Source organism: Psychromonas ossibalaenae ATCC BAA-1528 (assembly GCF_000381745.1).
GTDB lineage: Bacteria > Pseudomonadota > Gammaproteobacteria > Enterobacterales > Psychromonadaceae > Psychromonas > Psychromonas ossibalaenae.
The window spans coordinates 14,688-32,292 of sequence record NZ_KB907006.1 but is presented as its reverse complement, the minus strand read 5'-3'; the positions used below and the strand labels follow the sequence as shown (position 1 = coordinate 32,292).

The 17,605-nt window shown below is 39.4% G+C and carries 14 protein-coding genes; 8 read left to right on the top strand and 6 right to left on the bottom strand.

Annotation, left to right across the window (positions count from 1 at the left end; genetic code table 11):
* Positions 1–646: 646 nt before the first annotated feature.
* The 3 genes from rfaD to waaF all read left to right on the top strand — a co-directional run bounded on the left by rfaD (position 647) and on the right by waaF (position 4,561).
* A complete protein-coding gene (gene rfaD / locus G327_RS0117000; RefSeq protein ID WP_019616006.1) occupies positions 647–1,582 on the top strand; it encodes an ADP-glyceromanno-heptose 6-epimerase in 936 nt (311 codons plus the stop codon).
* Positions 1,583–1,662: 80 nt separating this feature from the next.
* Entirely contained in the window at positions 1,663–3,429 is a 1,767-nt protein-coding gene (locus G327_RS0116995) for a bifunctional glycosyltransferase family 4 protein/polysaccharide deacetylase (protein WP_019616005.1), read from the top strand.
* A gap of 82 nt (positions 3,430–3,511) precedes the next feature.
* On the top strand, positions 3,512–4,561 hold the full coding sequence (gene waaF, locus G327_RS0116990) for a lipopolysaccharide heptosyltransferase II (protein WP_019616004.1): 1,050 nt from the start codon (positions 3,512–3,514) through the stop codon (positions 4,559–4,561).
* 50 nt (positions 4,562–4,611) lie between these two features.
* Here the strand turns inward: waaF and G327_RS0116985 are convergent, their stop codons facing one another.
* The 3 genes from G327_RS0116985 to G327_RS0116975 form a co-directional block, all read right to left on the bottom strand.
* Positions 4,612–5,430 (bottom strand): glycosyltransferase, encoded by an 819-nt coding sequence (locus G327_RS0116985; protein ID WP_019616003.1) that lies wholly within the window; start codon positions 5,428–5,430, stop codon positions 4,612–4,614.
* The gene (locus tag G327_RS0116980) at positions 5,423–6,637 is read right to left on the bottom strand and encodes an O-antigen ligase family protein (RefSeq protein WP_019616002.1); all 1,215 of its coding nucleotides are present in this window, start codon (positions 6,635–6,637) and stop codon (positions 5,423–5,425) included. Before G327_RS0116980 ends, G327_RS0116985 begins: the two co-directional genes overlap by 8 nt.
* 506 nt (positions 6,638–7,143) lie before the next feature.
* Positions 7,144–8,283, bottom strand: coding sequence for a glycosyltransferase family 9 protein (locus G327_RS0116975; RefSeq protein ID WP_019616001.1), 1,140 nt, complete (start codon positions 8,281–8,283; stop codon positions 7,144–7,146).
* Between the two features lie 354 nt (positions 8,284–8,637).
* Here G327_RS0116975 and waaA point away from each other — a divergent pair, with 354 nt between their 5' ends.
* The gene (gene waaA, locus G327_RS0116970) at positions 8,638–9,906 is read left to right on the top strand and encodes a lipid IV(A) 3-deoxy-D-manno-octulosonic acid transferase (protein ID WP_019616000.1); all 1,269 of its coding nucleotides are present in this window, start codon (positions 8,638–8,640) and stop codon (positions 9,904–9,906) included.
* A gap of 63 nt (positions 9,907–9,969) precedes the next feature.
* Entirely contained in the window at positions 9,970–10,761 is a 792-nt protein-coding gene (locus G327_RS0116965) for a glycosyltransferase (RefSeq protein WP_019615999.1), read from the top strand.
* A 7-nt stretch (positions 10,762–10,768) separates the two neighbouring features.
* On the opposite strand, the gene G327_RS0116960 is transcribed toward G327_RS0116965, so the two are convergent.
* Entirely contained in the window at positions 10,769–11,470 is a 702-nt protein-coding gene (locus tag G327_RS0116960; protein ID WP_019615998.1) for a 3-deoxy-D-manno-octulosonic acid kinase, read from the bottom strand.
* 106 nt (positions 11,471–11,576) lie between these two features.
* On the opposite strand from G327_RS0116960, the gene G327_RS0116955 reads away from it, so the two are divergent.
* Both G327_RS0116955 and G327_RS0116950 read left to right on the top strand, forming a co-directional pair.
* On the top strand, positions 11,577–12,623 hold the full coding sequence (locus G327_RS0116955) for a glycosyltransferase family 9 protein (RefSeq protein ID WP_019615997.1): 1,047 nt from the start codon (positions 11,577–11,579) through the stop codon (positions 12,621–12,623).
* Positions 12,624–12,627: 4 nt separating this feature from the next.
* Positions 12,628–13,407: a glycosyltransferase family 2 protein gene (locus G327_RS0116950; RefSeq protein WP_019615996.1), complete on the top strand. Its 780-nt coding sequence runs from the start codon at positions 12,628–12,630 to the stop codon at positions 13,405–13,407.
* A gap of 42 nt (positions 13,408–13,449) precedes the next feature.
* Here G327_RS0116950 and G327_RS0116945 read toward each other — a convergent pair whose 3' ends face one another.
* Complete coding sequence (locus G327_RS0116945; RefSeq protein WP_019615995.1) at positions 13,450–14,475, bottom strand: glycosyltransferase family 9 protein; 1,026 nt, start codon at positions 14,473–14,475, stop codon at positions 13,450–13,452.
* 236 nt (positions 14,476–14,711) lie between these two features.
* Between G327_RS0116945 and G327_RS24980 the strand changes: the two genes are divergently transcribed.
* Complete coding sequence (locus G327_RS24980) at positions 14,712–15,752, top strand: glycosyltransferase family 9 protein (protein ID WP_019615994.1); 1,041 nt, start codon at positions 14,712–14,714, stop codon at positions 15,750–15,752.
* A gap of 96 nt (positions 15,753–15,848) precedes the next feature.
* Here G327_RS24980 and pgi read toward each other — a convergent pair whose 3' ends face one another.
* Positions 15,849–17,501: a glucose-6-phosphate isomerase gene (pgi, locus tag G327_RS0116935; RefSeq protein ID WP_019615993.1), complete on the bottom strand. Its 1,653-nt coding sequence runs from the start codon at positions 17,499–17,501 to the stop codon at positions 15,849–15,851.
* Between the last annotated feature and the right edge of the window lie 104 nt (positions 17,502–17,605).

Below are 17,605 nucleotides of genomic sequence, written 5' to 3'. Positions count from 1 at the left end.
TATTAGATATAGCCTTTACACACTCAATTTAGCAAACACAATTGAATTTATGCAACATTTCATTCACCAATTGATAAATATTTATCTATACCCGTTACCAGTCAAAATGCATTTATCAGTCGCTAGCTCGGACACCAAAACAAGGCGCAACATGATGACCTTTCGAGCGATTAACTACGTTAATCCTCTGTCGGTAAGATTAAAATAAAGACTTTAATCTTTAAATGGCTAGCCCTTATCAAATGTTGCAACGCAGTATTGGTTTTCGATCTAGCGACCCGCAGGGAAAACCGTAAGGCAAACATCTTCGTTGTTGCGAAATCTCGATTTAACCAGTTAGATCTTCACCTTCTCGCCTAGAATCTGCTCACCTTACGACTTGCTGATTTTTGCATCTTGAATGATAACGGGTATATCGCCCCCTGTGCTTTTAAGCACTCACTGACCGGTCTTTTCAAGATTGTTTTTTATGCTCAGAGAAATTTAGCTGTTCACCGATAATATTACTGTTTACCGGATCAGAGTCGCAGCGGATAAAATAAAAAATTAGCACCGAAGTCGACTCTAAGCGTATAATCGCGCGTACTCGCTGATTAATATTCAGCAATACTCATTTTAATATCGTATCTATTTTAGAGGTGAATGCATGTTTATAGTTACAGGCGGCGCAGGTTTTATCGGCAGCAATATAGTCAAATCACTTAATGAGCGCGGCATTACAGATATTCTGGTTGTTGACGACCTTACTGACGGCACCAAATTTGTAAACTTAGTTGATCTGCAGATCACTGATTACATGGATAAAGACGAGTTTATTACGCAGATCGTGTCGGGCCAGGATTTTGGTAATATCGAAGCAATATTCCACGAAGGCGCCTGCTCTGCAACGACAGAGTGGGATGGAAAATTCATGATGGAAAATAATTATGAATATTCAAAAGACCTGCTTCATTACTGTATCGAACGTGATATCCCGTTTTTATACGCATCATCTGCAGCAACTTACGGCGGCAACGATACTTTTAAAGAAGAGCTTAAATACGAAAAACCGTTAAACGTCTACGGTTACTCAAAATTCCAGTTCGACCAGTATGTACGTGGTATCTGGCAGGATGCTAAAGACCATGGCGAAACACTGCCGCAAATTGTCGGTTTCCGATACTTCAATGTCTACGGACCGCGCGAGCAGCACAAAGGAAGCATGGCAAGTGTTGCTTTCCATCTGAATAATCAGCTTAATGCAGGTGAAAACGCTAAGTTATTTGAAGGTGAACACAAACGTGATTTTGTTTATGTGGGTGATGTCTGTAAAGTAAATCTATGGTTCTTCGATAATAACGTTTCAGGTATTTATAACCTCGGTACCGGCCAGGCAGAATCATTTCTTGAAGTAGGTAAAGCAGTGGTTGCATACCATCAGAAAGGTGAAATTCAGCGCATTCCGTTCCCGGATCATTTAAAAGGCTTCTACCAAAGCTTTACTGAAGCCGATTTAACTAACTTGCGCGCAGCCGGGTATGATGCTGAGTTCAAAACAGTGGCACAAGGTACTGCAGAATATATGGCAATTATTAACAAATAGTTCTTTTACCTTAGCAAGCTGAAAAAGCAGTAATGGCTCATTACTGCTTTTTTATTTTAATTTCTAAATGAGATGTATAGATGAATATATTGATGGCGCTCTCGCAGCTTGAAGTGACAGGTGCAGAGGTTTATGCAACAACAGTTGGTAATCAACTCAGTCACAGAGGACATCAGGTTTTTTATGTCTCAGATACATTAACTAAAAAGCATAACGGTCCTTTTTTTAAACTGCGCTTTAATAAACGCAGCGTGCCAAGGCGCTTCTGGCATGTTTTTTATTTAATCTATCTCATTAAAAAACACAATATTCAACTGGTACATGCACATTCCCGCGCTTCAAGCTGGAGTTGTCACCTTGCCTGTAAACTTACCGCCACTCCTATGGTCACGACAGTACACGGCCGCCAGCCGGTACATTCTTCAAGTAAAAAATTCCATGCCATGGGTGATAAGGTTATTTGTGTCTGCGAATCAATTCAGCAGCAGATCGTAACTGAACTGGGTGTCGAATTGAATAAAACGGTCGTTGGCCGTAATGGTATTGAATGTAACGATTTCAAAGTACAGGTATCACCAGATAACGATAAAAAAATCATTTCGATTATCGGACGATTAAGCGGTCCTAAAGGTGATGTTTGCTATCACCTGCTTAATCAATGCATCGATTTAGATAAATACCAGGTGCGTATTATCAGCGGTACACAAGTGGACAAACGCTTTGAGCCGTTTAAGAACCAAGTGGAATTCCGCGGTTACAGCAATGACGTGCAGACGATTATCGCACAGTCTGATTTAGTTATTGGAGCCGGCCGTGTTGCGATGGAATCACTGCTTTGTGGACGCCCTACTTTTGCTATCGGCGAAGCAAGCTCCATTGGTGAAATCACAGCGGATAATATCCAGCAGGCGATGAGCACTAATTTTGGCGATATAGGTAAAAAAGGATTAAATGTTGATTTTTCAATATTAAAATCGCAGATCGAAAAAGCACTGCTGCAGACAAACTGTGCGCCTGAAGTAACAGAACTCATTAAAGAAAACTATGATTTAGATAAAATTGTTGAGCAAATTGAAATAATTTATCAAGACACCTTTGTTGAGAAACGCAGGCAGGAAATCCCGATAATTATGTATCACCGTTTTATTAAAGATGAATCGGAAAAAGGGGTACATGGGACTTACCTTGATATCAATATGCTTGAAAAACATTTCAAGCTATTAAAACGTTTGAATATCGAAACCTTAACCTTTGCAGATTTAAAAGATTCAGGCACTGTTTCACGTCTAAAGCCAGGAAAACGTTATGTTATTATCACCGTTGATGACGGTTATAAAGACAATTATGAATTACTGTTACCTTTACTGAAAAAGTATAACTTTAAAGCCGTCGTGTACGCAGTTACCGGAGAGTCATTTAACCGCTGGGATGTGGAACAAGCTGATAATCCGGAAAAATCTGTTGCGTTAATGTCAGCAGAGCAGTTAAAAATATTAAGTGACTCCGGCTATGTTGAAATCGGCGGGCATACTTTAACGCATCCTAAACTGGATACGCTAACTTATGAGCAGCAGTTTAAAGAAATAAATGAAAACAAAACAGAGCTGGAAAAAATCACAGGTAAGCCGTTAGCCTCTTTTGCTTACCCCTTTGGCATTCACAATCAGGATTCTAAAGATATAGCGAAACAACTAGGTTATGATTTTGCCGTTGCAACAAACAGCGGCCCACTGGGCATGCATCAGGATTTATACCAGATCAGACGTATCGCCATTTTCCCGCGCACCGATGTTTTCGGATTATGGCGCAAAATTCGCGGTAATTATGTATTTAGAAAAGCCAAGTGATATGAAGAAAATTAATAATCTAACAGCAGAAACCAGTGCTATGACTCCCGTTCTATCTATATCTGCAGCAGGATACTAAATAATGAAAATTTTAATTATCAGCCCGTCATGGGTCGGTGACATGGTGATGACCCAGTCATTATACATCACTCTAAAAGAGCAATACCCAGAGTGCAGCATTGATGCATTAGCCCCTAAATGGTGTCTGCCTATTCTAGAAAAAATGCCGCAGATCAATCAAGCAATTGAAATGCCCTTAGGCCATGGAGACCTCGACTTTAAGGTTCGCTATCAGTTAGGAAAATCATTACGGAATAAAAGTTATGATATCGCCTACATTTTACCTAATTCAGCTAAATCAGCGCTTATTCCTTTCTTTGCTAAAATTCCAAAACGTATCGGCTGGAAAGGTGAAATGCGTTATGGTTTATTAAACGATTTACGTAATAATAAAAAATCATTTCAATATATGGTTGAACGTTACGTATCTCTTGCTTTCCCTAAAGATAAAATGACAGGATCGGGCTGTTTAGGAGATATACATTCTCTGCCGAAACCAAAATTAGCGATTAACGAGCAGATCAGAAACAGCATTTTAGGGAAATTTAACCTTTCATTAGCTCCTAAAATAATCGGCCTTTGTCCCGGCGCCGAATTTGGCCCGGCAAAACGCTGGCCTGAAGAGCACTACGGCACTATTGCTCAAGAACTGATCAAGCAGGGTTATCAAGTATGGTTATTCGGCTCAGTAAAAGACAGAGCAACAACCGATAAAATAGCCTATCTGGTTAATGACGCGGATCAACACAAGGTTGTTAATCTTGCTGGTAATACGACGCTAAATGAAGCGGTTGATCTGTTATCCTGCTGCCATACGGTTGTCAGTAATGACTCTGGATTAATGCATGTTGCGGCGGCTGTCGGCTGTAACATTGTAGGGATTTATGGTTCAAGCTCTCCTCAATATACCCCGCCGTTATCAAATCACGTTGAAATAGTGCATACAGATATTGAATGCCGTCCCTGCTTTAAAAAAGAGTGCCCATATCAGCACCTAAAATGCCTTAAGGATCTAAAACCTAATACGGTAATGGACTGTATTCAAAACTTCATAAAAACAGAGGAAAAATAGCGGCTGAATATAATATGAAGCATCTCTTCGCGCGAACAGGTGCTCTTATGCTAATCCTTCCTAAGTCCAAATTTGGTGCTGGCTGAATTTTCTTGTCTCACTTGATCAAATAATGCCTCATTGACCGCAGAGCGGGGCAGTTCTGTGTGATAGAGATGGATCTGATTGGCCATAAAGAAAATATTTTTTACTTTCACGCCAGAAAGTCTTAAGCGGTATTCTATATCGCTGTCTTCACCAATACCCGGGGCTTCATACCTTTCATCAAATCCATTGATTTTCAACAAATCAGCTTTGTTGGCAGAGAAGTTACAGCCGAGCAATCCTTTATTCTTGCGATTAAGGAAAGCAGAGAAAGGCTGAAGCCTAATACGAAACCCTTTCTCTATGTTTTTCCCTTTTCCCTGCAGATAATCACAGATAATTGAATTTCGATAAGATTTGAAAATCTTATTTGGCTCAGTATGCTGAGTTTCTCGTATTTTATCACTCACACCAGGCGAAAGATCAGCTCTGCGGCCATTTAAGCAGGTATTTTCTTCCGCCTGAAGTAAATGATCAGCTACAAAATAATCTTGCGGAATACAGTCCCCGTCAATAAAGATCAGATAGTCATTGTGTGAGACCAAAATAGCCTGGTTAAGGATTCTATTTTTTCTGAATCCTTTATCCTCATGCCAGACATGGTGAATCGCAAAATTGTAATCTCCGGAAAGCGCTTTGACTTGGGTGACACTCTCTTCTGCTGAACCATCATCAGCAATAACAACCTCAAAATTGTTTTCATATTGATTATTCAGGGCGGTTAATATCATCTTTAAACTTGTTACATTATTATAAAAAGCAATAATTATGCAGGCCTTAAGCATGAATTCTCTCCGGTAGGCTTGGTAGGCAAATAGATATTAAATAGAAAAAGCAGATGGTTTGATACTCAAGCTGGTTAGTATAAAACATACCAATAATAAAAAAGGCGGCAATGACATTTAACCCCGAATGTTTAATGCTGGGGCTGCCTTTCATGATCTGCCTGGTGATGAGTGCTATTAGTACTAAGAACATTATTTCATAGACGATACCAAGTTTGTTAGTCGCATCCAGAATACCATTGTGGTTATCACGAAAAGAAAATTCTGGATAGTCACTCAGTATATTCTTGTTTACGCTATTAATATATGTACTGTACTCTCGTTCGAAGTTAATAGGCCCACTGCCAAAGAAAAACGCAGCTGGATTGTTCTTCAGGTTATCAATAGCGAATAAATATCCGGACTCCCACATTTTAATTCGTGCAGAGTTAGATTTATTTGTTGTTGTATTTGTGATACTGCCTATTCTGTTTTCTACTACATTGACTTTTGATGGAAAGATGAACATCAAGAGAGGCAATACGACTAATAATACTGCGGACAACTTCAGCAACACATCTCGCTTGTAAACAACTAAGTACAAGACCGTTACCATGAGCGATGCCAGCATTCCACCTCTCGATCCGCTTAGGATAAGGCAGACATATCCGATAACTATCAATAAAAGGTAGATAATTTTTTTCTGTTTTTTCTCCTTGTTATCTAATGCTAGAGGTAATAAAAACACTAGGAAGTAGGTAAGCATTTCAGACCAGCGGCCGACATCGAAAAAGCTAGTGATTCTTTCTCCATCCCAGACACCAAGGTTATATGCATGATAAGCAACATTAACAACTGCGACCAGAAACCCGGCACATAACGACTTTATTGCCAGGCTCTTATTCTCTGCATTCATGTTGATCATAAATAGACAAGGAATGACTAATAGAAAAACGGCTTTACGGGCAAAGTAGATCGTATCTGCTGAGTTAGATGGATAAATGAGCGTTGATAGCAGGCCGATAATATACAGCGAAATGGATAAAATAAAGATCTTATTATTCGCTATTTTGGCCCGGTAATTTTTATTACTTATGAATAAATAAGCAAAAAGGATAAAGAGTAATGCGACAGATATATTTAAACCCGCTTTTGACGTAAAGACAGAAAAACCAAAGAAAATAACAATGCATTTCTCAAAAAAATTAACGTTTACCAGATGTTTCATTGCTTTTTATATGCCTTTTTTTAATTTTTATAAACTGTCACTATTTTTCTCACCACTAAAGTGAGTCTCAGCCCTATCTTTAAGTCTTGCGTCAGCGAGCTTCACTTTTTGACTCAGATTGTCAATTTGATGACGAAATCCTTTATGTTAGACGCCGAACATAAAAGTATCAATAATCCTATCTTCGATTTTTCCATACACTTTGAAAAATAATTGATTTGATATTTAACTCATCAACAATATTATGAGAGGAAATAATATAATAACTATTCATTAGAGTAGGTTCTTTGCATCTAACTGCCATTTTTCACAAGCTAACTCTGCCATATCAACCACCACTAGAGCACGTAACCTTGCTATTGTAACGCATACGCCATCCGTTGCTATATTTTATTCTACCAAACCTTTTCGCCCTTCCCGTTAAGCATCTGTCATAGAATAGTGTTCAATGCGGATCCGCCACTCCAGTCCCTCGATAAAACAATAGAAGCTATAACTAAAGCAGCTTAACGGTCAACCAGTACTTTTTTAACCTCCATTAATAGATTGTTGATATCAAAGTTATTAATATCAGACTCTTCACCAGCTTTATTATTCGGCTCTGAAAATACTTGTTTCACTTTTTTAGAGCCCGGCCCCCACAGTTTGGCATTATTTCCATGACCACCTCTATAAATAGCGACCATTTTTTTATCAAATGCTACCGCAATATGAACAATTGAGGTATCCGGACTAATAACAAGATCGGCACACTTAATGATCGCGGTCGTGTCTACTATTCCACTCAGGTTTGAATTGAAATACACTTTACTATCATAAGATTCGCTTAGTTTTTTAAGCTTTTCTCTTTTGTCAGGAGAGAATACAAATGTGACCGCAACATCCGGTATTTCGATCAGTCCATCTACAATAGATTTGACAGTTTCTATATTTAAAGTTCTATGCTTACTGGCTCCATAGGGATTGATAACAAGCAAATGACGTTCACTGATACGGCTTCTAAATTCTTCCGCTATACGCACCCTTTCTTCAGGTAAGTGAATGTCATAACTTAAATCTACATCCTGTACTCCAAGTGTTGTTAAAACAGCCCCATACTTATTGCTGATATGATGATCAGCGTCTTCGTAAGGCAGACTTAAATCAAACAAATTCCAGTCGAGTTTATTAATTCCAAAATTATACTTTCCTGCACACTGCTTGATAAACATCATCTGTTTAACACGCGGCACTTCTGTAAAATCGATGACTAGATCGTATGCATCTGATTTTATTTCTGCCGCTAATTTTTTTATTTTTGAAGAGGAACTTGAATAATCATAGATACGATCGATATAAGGATTCATCGCTATAATATCTTTTGCAATCCCCTTGACCACAAGGCCAGTTCGTACGTCTGGATTATTTTTTTTAAGCTCTCGAAACATCAGAGTATTGATAACCATATCTCCGATTTTTCCATCACATCTTAAAAATAAAACCGACTTGATGTTTAGTTCTTCAATAAGGTTATTACGGGAAATAATCTCATGCGCATCAGTTAAAACACTTTCTTTACGATCCCGGCACCATTTCCCAAAAGCTAACCGTTTAGGGCGCGTAGCGTCCTGAAAAATACGATTAACTTTACTTGCAAATTTTTTCATAAACTTCTCTTAAAATCTTCTATTTATTAAATACAACAACCGGCTGTTGTACATCTACACATTTTCCCATAAAGAATAGTGTCAGGCATAACAACCGGGCTCTCCTTTAAGAGGGCACTTTACCGCTAGTTAACCAGAGCGGTTTAAAACAGTCAGTCGATATAATCCCGCCTTGCCGTGCGTTTGTAAATTAATTACAAATACTTTAATTTGCAGTGTTCTTCAATCATTGCCCGTTTCATTGACTAATAATTAACAGTGCTTCTAATAATCAGCAAAAGGCAGTAATAAAAATTAATAATTTATATTTTAGAAAGTATACTGTAACTAACTTTTCATTTCTCTTTGAATCCCATGCTTAAATTTATCTATTCACTTGTATTACTGTTCATTGCCCCCGTATTTCTCTATTCCTTATATAAAAAGAAAGATGGTAAACCATCCATTGGTCCGCGCTGGAAAGAGCACTTTGGCTATACACCGGCTTTAAATTCAAAGAAACCTGCTATCTGGATACATGCTGTATCTGTTGGAGAAGTGATTGCCACTATTCCGCTGATAAAAAAAATTAAAGCAGAACATCCTGAGCAGAATATTTTAATCACAACAACAACCAGCACAGGTGCGGAGCAGGCGGCTAAATTAGGACCGCTAGTCGAACATCGATATATGCCTCTGGATTTTAGCTTCGCGATAAAACGTTTCATCAAAATAATACAGCCGCAGCAGCTTCTTATAATGGAAACAGAGCTATGGCCGAATACACTTAGTGCGGCAGCAGAAGCTAACATTCCCATAACTATTGTTAATGCGCGCTTATCAGAGCGTTCCCGTTCCCGTTACGCCAAAGTACAGGGCGTTTTTAACTTATTATCAGAAAACATCACGCAGATTTTGTGTCAGACGAAGGATGATGCTTTACGCTTTCAAAAACTAGGTATTGAAAGTGATAGAGTCAAAGTCACCGGGTCTATCAAGTTTGATATTAATATCTCTAAGGCTGATATAAATAAAGGCGTTGAACTTAGAAAACAAATAGGCAGTAAACGACCGGTTTGGATTGCAGCAAGCACTCATCCGGGTGAAGATGAACAACTTTTCGATGCGCATAAATCATTATTAACAACACAGCCAGAAGCACTGCTTATTCTTGTACCAAGGCACCCAGAACGTTTTGCTTCGATGTTTAAGCTAAGTCAAGAGAGCGGCTTTAATACCACCAGCCGCTCAGGTAAGGCGTCTATTGAAAAATCTACACAGGTTTATCTAGGTGATACCATGGGTGAGATGCTGAGCTTAATTCAAGCAGCCGACATCTGCTTTATGGCGGGCAGCTTAATCGGCGATAAAGTCGGCGGACATAACGTACTTGAACCCGCAGCACTGGCAAAACCGATATTGAGCGGCCCGAGTTATTATAACTTCACCGATATTACCAAACAGCTTATTAATAATAAATCCTGTACAATCTGCGCAGACAGCGGCCAGATAACAGCCCAGCTGCAGAAACTGCTTAATGATCCAGAATTACGAATGCAGCAGGGAGAAGCTGCTGTTCAGGTGGTTAATAGCAACAAAGGTGCCATCAAAAAATCGATTGAGTTTTTACCTGAATTTGTCTGATTTTTCATACAATTAAGACCTTAGCTAATTAAAAATAGAACTTAGATTTAAAGAGAAAATATAATGAATGTTGAAATCATAATGGCTACATATAACAATATTAAAGATATGAAACTGGTCTTTGATGCGTATTTAAATCAAAGTGATTCTAATTTTTCATTATGCATTGCCGATGACGGTTCAAGAGATTCTGTTAAATCATTAGTATCTGTATACCTTGAACTGGGTCTTAATATACGTCATCTATGGCAGGCTGATGCAGGTTTTCGAAAAGCTAAAATAGTCAATAAAGGAATAGAAACAAGCGTAGCCGATTATATTATCCTGACTGATAATGACTGTATCCCATCTGTAAACTTTGTAGCTGATTACAAAAGAGTCCTTCATAAGAATAAGTTAATTATCGGCCGAAGAGTCGATCTTTACCCGCCAGTTTCCGATGCCCTAAGAAATAACAAGATTGCTCTTCAACGTCTTGAAAATCCATTCTGGTTAATTTTCCAGTCTGCTGTAAAAGGTCTTAAACGCCCTGAAATTGGGATTAGGTTTCCAGCTTGCATATGTAAAATATGGAATAAAAAACCAAGAAAAGCAATCGGCGCCAATATGGGGGTTAGCCGTGATGCATTATTAAGTGTAAATGGTTTTGATAATGACTTTCAAGGTTACGGCTTTGAAGAAACGGATTTAGAATGGAGATTAGCTAAATACGGCTTAACTAGTCAAACCGTACTGGGCCGCTGCGCACTATATCACCTGTTCCACATTGAAAAAAAAGAATCAAAAGAAGCCGAACTGCATTTACAGCGAAAAAGAAAAGCAGGAAAAATGCGCTGTGACAATGGTATATTATAAAACACAGCTAATTAGTCTGTTGGTAACCTATCATCAAAAATTCCCAGTATTGCTCTGACCAGTTAAAGTGACTGTTTTTTGTTTTTTCTTTACGGAAAGAGCGTAATAAACGCGCTAAGGTTTGCTCTTTCCAAGCGCCAGCAGTTCTCTGCGCACATTTATCAAAATCAATTAACCAGACTTTATCTGAATCATCCAGCATGATGTTGTGACTGTTCATATCGCTGTGGTAAATATTATTATCATGAAATAAACGAATTACCCGGCCTATTTCTAACCACTGCAGTTCGCTGATTACCTGTCTGCTTAAAACAGCCACTAAATCCTCAGCACCTTCAATTAGTTCAATAATCAAATCCGCCTGATAAAACAGGTTTTTTTTTGTAATACGGCCGGCATAGGGCTGCGGGATAGGTAAACCTAATTGCGACATCTTTTCTAATAAAGAGAACTCTTTATAAGCGCGTGTATTTTTTAAACCGCAATACAGGAAATTATCCGGATTAATTTTTCCGATTAAGCCGCCGCGATAATAATGGCGTAATACATATTTTTTCTGTTGATGCTGAAAAAACCAGGTTGTCCCACGTCCAACGGAACTGCCTGTTATCAGATTATTACCCTGCAGGTAATCAAGCTCAAAAAGCGAAGCAGAAAAAGTATCGCTGTTAAAAAGACAGATTTGTTTGTTTAATTTATTAATTTTCACATTTATGACTTTATTTGGATAAATGAAGGTCTGTTATTTTACATTAGCAATCGTCCTTTGCATAATGTCGCACTTGTTACTCAACTTTTCTTTTAATAGGTTTTTTATGCCATTATTCACCTTCGCACCTAAATCAATCTGCATTTTGCGCCTTAGTGCCATTGGCGATGTCTGCCATGCAATTGCCTGTGTGCAGGCAATTCAAAGACAATGGCCGGAAACTAAAATAACCTGGGTAACGGGAAAGTTAGAAGCACAATTAGTACAAAACCTCGCGAATATTGAAGTGATCAGTTTTGATAAGAAACTAGGCTGGAAAGCGTATTTTCAGTTACGAAAACAGTTAAAAAATCATCGCTTTGACGCCCTTCTGCATATGCAGGCGGCTTTGCGCTCCAGTCTGGTCAGTTTAATGATTAAAGCGAAGATTAAACTTGGATTTGATAAAGCACGAGCGAAAGACGGTCAGTGGTTATTTACTAACAAAAAAATCGACACGGCTAAATCATCACACGTACTGGATGGTTTTATGGCTTTTGCAAAAAGACTCGGTGTACAGGATTTAACGGTAAAGTGGGAGCTGCAGTTACCGGCAGAAAGCAGACAAAAAGCAAAATTACTTATTGATAACAAACCGACCTTTATTATCAGCCCGGCAGCCAGTAAAGCTTATAAAAACTGGACTGTTGAAGGTTATAGTGCAGCTGCAAATCATGCTCTCAAGCAGGGGTATCAAGTTTTAATCTGCGGCGCGCCAACCACATTGGAAAAAACAATAGCAGAGCAGATTGTTAATAATACGCAGCAGCAGGCCACAAACTTAATCGGGAAGACCACCTTGATTGAGCTTGTTGCATTAATCCAGCAGGCAGATATTTTACTAGCACCGGATACCGGACCGACTCATATGGCCACCATGGTTAATACACCGGTTATTGGTTTATACGCCCATCACAACCCTAAACGTACCGGCCCGTACACACAATTAAATCATGTTGTCAGTGTTTATGAACAGCTGATCAGCAGACAGACAGGTAAAACAATTAATGAGCTTCCATGGCGTGCACGGGTCAAAGATACGGATGCAATGCAGCAGATATCCATTAAGTCAGTTACCACGATGTTTGATCAGATAATTAAAGAGCAGGAATAGATAAATGTCAGAAAATAAAATCAGCGCGATTATCATCACTAAAAATGAACAAAATAATCTTCCCGCATGTTTAGATTCTTTAACCTGGGTTGATGAGATTATTATTGTCGACTCGGGAAGCATCGATCAGACTGAGAATATTGCCGCCAAGTACGGTGCTAAATTCTACTCTCATACAAACTGGCAGGGCTTTGGTAAACAAAAACAGCTTGCGCAGAATTACGCGACCAGCAAGTGGATTTTAGCTATTGACGCCGACGAAGTTGTTTCTCCTGAATTACAGCAGTCAATTCAACAGCAGATCAGCGCAGCTGATGCAGACACAGTTTTCAAAATTCAGCGTAAAACCTGGGTATTCGGACGCTTTTTAGAACACTCCGGCTGGGTCGATAAAATAATCCGTGTTTATCCAAAAGAGATAGCTCGATATAATGATGCGCTTGTTCATGAAAAAATAATCACCGATGAGAATGCTAAAATTGCCCAATTAGACGGAGATCTGTTCCATTACTCCTATGGAGACATGGAAAACTATTTGGTTAAATCAGCAAGTTACGGCAAGGCCTGGGCAGACGGGCGGCAAGCCCGAGGTAAAAAGTCTAGTCTGACCCAAGGCTTTACCCATGCTCTCGGCTGTTTTTTGAAAATGTATCTGTTAAAGCGCGGCTTTTTGGATGGTAAACAAGGGTTACTGATTGCAGTTCTTTCAGCACACTCTACCTTTATCAAATATGCAGATCTTTGGATCCGTAATAACGATTCCAGAGCAGATAGAAACAACTAACCCGCATATCAAGGGAGCATTGCCGCATGCTCCCCTTCTGAATTAGTTAAAACCATGTCCCTGTAAAAAAACTGATAACTCCTTCATCAACAGGTTAATATCAATCGACTGCATATCTTCCTGACTTTTATCATTACTGGCGGGAATAAAAGCAATATGGCGCCCTTCACTATTTAACGGCTTCCAGCGCAAAGGTGTTGCACTGCGCTTAGCCGGGAAGAAACCAGCCGTTAAGACATCGGCGGCACCGGCAATATGCAGCGGCCCTGTTGAGCCTGCAATAAACAGATCTGCGCAGCTGATTGTCTGGCAGAACGAAGTTAACCCTGAAGTAGATATATACAAGTAAGAAGTTACATCTGCTTTTAATAACCCCTGCAGTTGTCCGGCTTGCTGTTCTTCACCTGGTCCGGCTGTTAACACAAAACCGACACCCGAGAATTTTTCATTTAACAGCTGAATTAACAACGCATACTGCTGTAACGATAAGTTATTTGCACTGCCTCCGCTGCCCGCGTGAATAAAACACAGCTTGTTAACAGCGGCTGGAAATTTTTCTAGCAGTGAGTTTCTGAGATCTTCTTTCAGCTTCTCAGCAGTATTTAAAAATGGAGCCGTCACTTCTACTGGACTGATATTGTTTTTCTGTAAAAAATGACGAATCAGATCCAGGTTGTACTCAAACTCTGGTTTTGCTGACTGCGAACGGCGCTGCTTTAAGCGGTCCGTAAATAGAAACTGCGCCCACTTTGTAGCAGGTGCCAGGCGATAGGGGATTTTCGCTTTCCGTCCCAATTGTGCATTACGGGTAGTTGAAAAGAGACAGATATAATCACTGTAGTTTTCAGATTTAACCTCTTCAATCAGCCTGCTCTGCAGTGATTTGCAGGAGTCATCAATAATTATATTATCTATCCACGGACAAAGCTCTGCTAACGGTTTTGTATAAGCAGGCACCAAAGCATCAATCTGCGCATCGGGCATCGACTTTTTGAGCATGGCGAAACTTGGCCATGCCAGCATAAAATCACCGATTTTATCATTGCGTACGACAAGTATTTTAGACATCACTTACTCTATTGCTCCTTAATTAGCGATACATTGTACTGTATTTTTAAGACTCTTGAAATTAGCTGTGTGAAGACAGCCACTTTATTGGCAGGTGCATTAAGAATATATTTGTACATAAAATAAAAGAGACATAAACTGCATGATTGATATTCATTGATGATTGAAGATTAGAATTATTATATTCAATTTAGCGTCATTTAATGAAACTGGTTATTTTAATACAAAGGTACTCAATGAAGGTCTTAATAATTCGCTCAGGCGCACTTGGTGATACTGTTTTTGCAAGTGCAGCGATATCTGCAATTCAACAAATTTTACCTGACGATACGCTGATTAACTGGCTGGGAGCACCATTAGCTCACTCTCTTTTTGAACATGATCCGCGAATTCAACATGTCTATTCAATCAAGCATAAAAAAATTCCCATTTTATTCAACTCTGATAAAAAACGTATAATTTCCGACAGTCTATCCGCCCCCTATGACCTTATTATCAACTTAGAAAACAGCCCTTATTTTGTCTCTTTAATGAAAAAAATAAATGCTGAACATAAAGTTGGCCAGCCTTACACCGAAGGTCCCGTAGAACAAAACAACGAACATGCTGTTGATGCAATGCTGCGCATTGTTGAATTAGGCCTAGCCAAACTCAAACCTAATTGTAACCTAAAACAATCAGCACCAACTTTAATCGGTACTGATTTCGCTCCTTTACAAAAAAAGTTTAATTTAACAAAACCTTATATTGTACTGCACCCGGGCAACAGCCATGTAGGGCGTTCAAATCCAATAAACTACCGAGCCTGGCCGTCCAGTCACTGGCAGGTTCTAGCTAAAAACTTAGCCGAAACGTACAAAGAAACGCATCAAGTCATTCTAATCGGCAGCCCAGAAGAAAAACTGTTAGTTGATGTCATTGAAAAAGAAGCTGCTGATAAAGAGCTTCTGAATTTATGTGGAAAAACGACTATTAGTGAACTGATCACACTGATAGAGAATGCAGCTGGCATAATAACAACAGATACCGGTCCTTCACATATCGCATCGGCGGTGAATACGCCTGTATTCGCCATTATTGGTCCAAATGATTACCGGCAGACAGGCCCCTATTCACATGCAGGCAACTATGTTGAAATTATCTCACTAGCTCTTCCATGCAGCCCTTGTCTACCTGACGGCAGTATTAAACAGTGTACAAATAATATCTGCATGCAGGAACTGCAGCCTCAACTGGTAATGCAGAAAATAAGCAAACATCTCGATAAGTCTAAATAGAACTTTTAGTTACAATCCGCATTAAAATTTACATACAAAAAAGCAGCTGATATACAGCTGCTTTTTTATACTAAGAATAAATTATTTGTTAATAACTTATTTCCAGGCTTTCCACGCATTAATCAAGCCGTTAGTTGAACTGTCATGACTTGCTACCGCATCATCATTAGTTAACTCAGGTAAGATCTGACCTGCAAGCTGTTTACCTAATTCAACGCCCCATTGATCGAAGCTGAAGATATTCCAGATAATGCCCTGAGCAAATATTTTCTGCTCGTACATCGCAATCATCTGACCTAACGTTTTAGGTGTGATTTTGTTAACCAGAATCGAGTTAGTTGGTTTATTGCCTGCGAACACTTTAAACGGTACTAAATCAGCCATCTGTTCAGCTGTTTTACCAGCGGCCGTGAACTCAGCTTCAACTTGTTCTTTCGTTTTACCAAATGCTAACGCTTCAGTCTGCGCGAAGAAGTTAGAAAGCAGTTTAGCGTGGTGATCACCGGCAGGGTTATGGCTTACAGCTGGTGCGATAAAGTCACAAGGGATCAGTTTAGTCCCCTGGTGAATCAACTGATAAAACGCGTGCTGGCCATTTGTGCCAGGTTCACCCCAGATAATCGGGCCAGTCTGGTAATCAACAAGTTCACCGTTACGGTCAACACATTTACCGTTTGATTCCATATTACCCTGCTGGAAATATGCAGGGAAACGATGCATGTACTGATCATAAGGTAGAATTGCTTCCGACTCTGCGCCGTAGAAGTTGTTATACCAGATACCGATAACCGCTAAAATCACTGGAATATTGTCTGAAAATTCAGTTTCCGCGAAATGTTTATCCATTTCGTGCGCACCTTCAAGCAGGGCTTCAAAGTTATCGTAGCCTACAGTTAATGCAATTGATAAACCGATAGCCGACCAGATTGAGTAACGACCGCCTACCCAGTCCCAGAATTCAAACATGTTTTCTACATCAATACCAAACTCAGCAACTGATTCTGCATTAGTTGATAAAGCTGCAAAATGTTTTGCAACATGCGTTTGATCTTGAGCAAAATTCAAGAACCAGTCACGCGCACTGTGTGCGTTAGTCATTGTTTCCTGTGTGGTAAATGTTTTTGATGCGATTAAGAACAGTGTGGTTTCCGGATCAACTTTCGCTAAAGTTTCAACGACATGCGTACCGTCAACGTTAGACACAAAGTGAGTTTCAATGCCTTCAACTTTATAAGCGCCTAATGCTTCAGTCACCATGTAAGGACCAAGATCCGAACCGCCGATACCGATATTGACGATATCAGTAATGCGCTTACCTGTGTAACCTTTCCATTCACCTGAATGTACTTTGGCACAGAACGCTTTCATTTGTTCCTGTACTTTATTGATTTTCGGCATAACATCTTCGCCGTCAACCATCACAGGAGTGTTACTGCGGTTACGTAATGCGCTATGCAATACCGCACGGTTTTCAGTGACATTAATCGTTTCACCGGCAAACTGTGCTTTAACTGCACCTTTTAAATCAACCTGTTCAGCCAACTGCAGAAGCTTATCGAAAATTTCCTGAGTGATTAAGTTTTTAGAAAAATCGATTAACAGATCATCATTAAATGAGCGGGAAAACTGCTTAAAACGCTCCGGGTTACTGCTGAAAAGTGCAGATAATTCCATATCAGCATGAGTATCAAACAAAGCCTGTAGTTCAGACCAGGCTGCAGTTTGCGTAGGATTGATATTTTTTAGCATAAATAGTTTCCAGAAGGTAAGGTTTAAAAGACTAAAATATTATATTTAGTAAACAATAACGGACTTAATAAACGGATGTTAGTTCGCTTTAAAAGAGCTGTGAT

Bases quoted from the DNA above. Each gene is read 5' to 3' on its own strand.
- G327_RS24980 (WP_019615994.1), top strand. From the start codon at position 14,712: ATGAAGGTCTTAATAATTCGCTCAGGCGCACTTGGTGATACTGTTTTT.
- pgi (WP_019615993.1), bottom strand. From the start codon at position 17,501: ATGCTAAAAAATATCAATCCTACGCAAACTGCAGCCTGGTCTGAACTA.
- G327_RS0116965 (WP_019615999.1), top strand. From the start codon at position 9,970: ATGAATGTTGAAATCATAATGGCTACATATAACAATATTAAAGATATG.
- G327_RS0116945 (WP_019615995.1), bottom strand. From the start codon at position 14,475: ATGTCTAAAATACTTGTCGTACGCAATGATAAAATCGGTGATTTTATG.
- G327_RS0116995 (WP_019616005.1), top strand. From the start codon at position 1,663: ATGAATATATTGATGGCGCTCTCGCAGCTTGAAGTGACAGGTGCAGAG.
- G327_RS0116975 (WP_019616001.1), bottom strand. From the start codon at position 8,283: ATGAAAAAATTTGCAAGTAAAGTTAATCGTATTTTTCAGGACGCTACG.
- waaA (WP_019616000.1), top strand. From the start codon at position 8,638: ATGCTTAAATTTATCTATTCACTTGTATTACTGTTCATTGCCCCCGTA.
- G327_RS0116955 (WP_019615997.1), top strand. From the start codon at position 11,577: ATGCCATTATTCACCTTCGCACCTAAATCAATCTGCATTTTGCGCCTT.
- G327_RS0116950 (WP_019615996.1), top strand. From the start codon at position 12,628: ATGTCAGAAAATAAAATCAGCGCGATTATCATCACTAAAAATGAACAA.
- rfaD (WP_019616006.1), top strand. From the start codon at position 647: ATGTTTATAGTTACAGGCGGCGCAGGTTTTATCGGCAGCAATATAGTC.
- G327_RS0116985 (WP_019616003.1), bottom strand. From the start codon at position 5,430: ATGCTTAAGGCCTGCATAATTATTGCTTTTTATAATAATGTAACAAGT.
- waaF (WP_019616004.1), top strand. From the start codon at position 3,512: ATGAAAATTTTAATTATCAGCCCGTCATGGGTCGGTGACATGGTGATG.
- G327_RS0116980 (WP_019616002.1), bottom strand. From the start codon at position 6,637: ATGAAACATCTGGTAAACGTTAATTTTTTTGAGAAATGCATTGTTATT.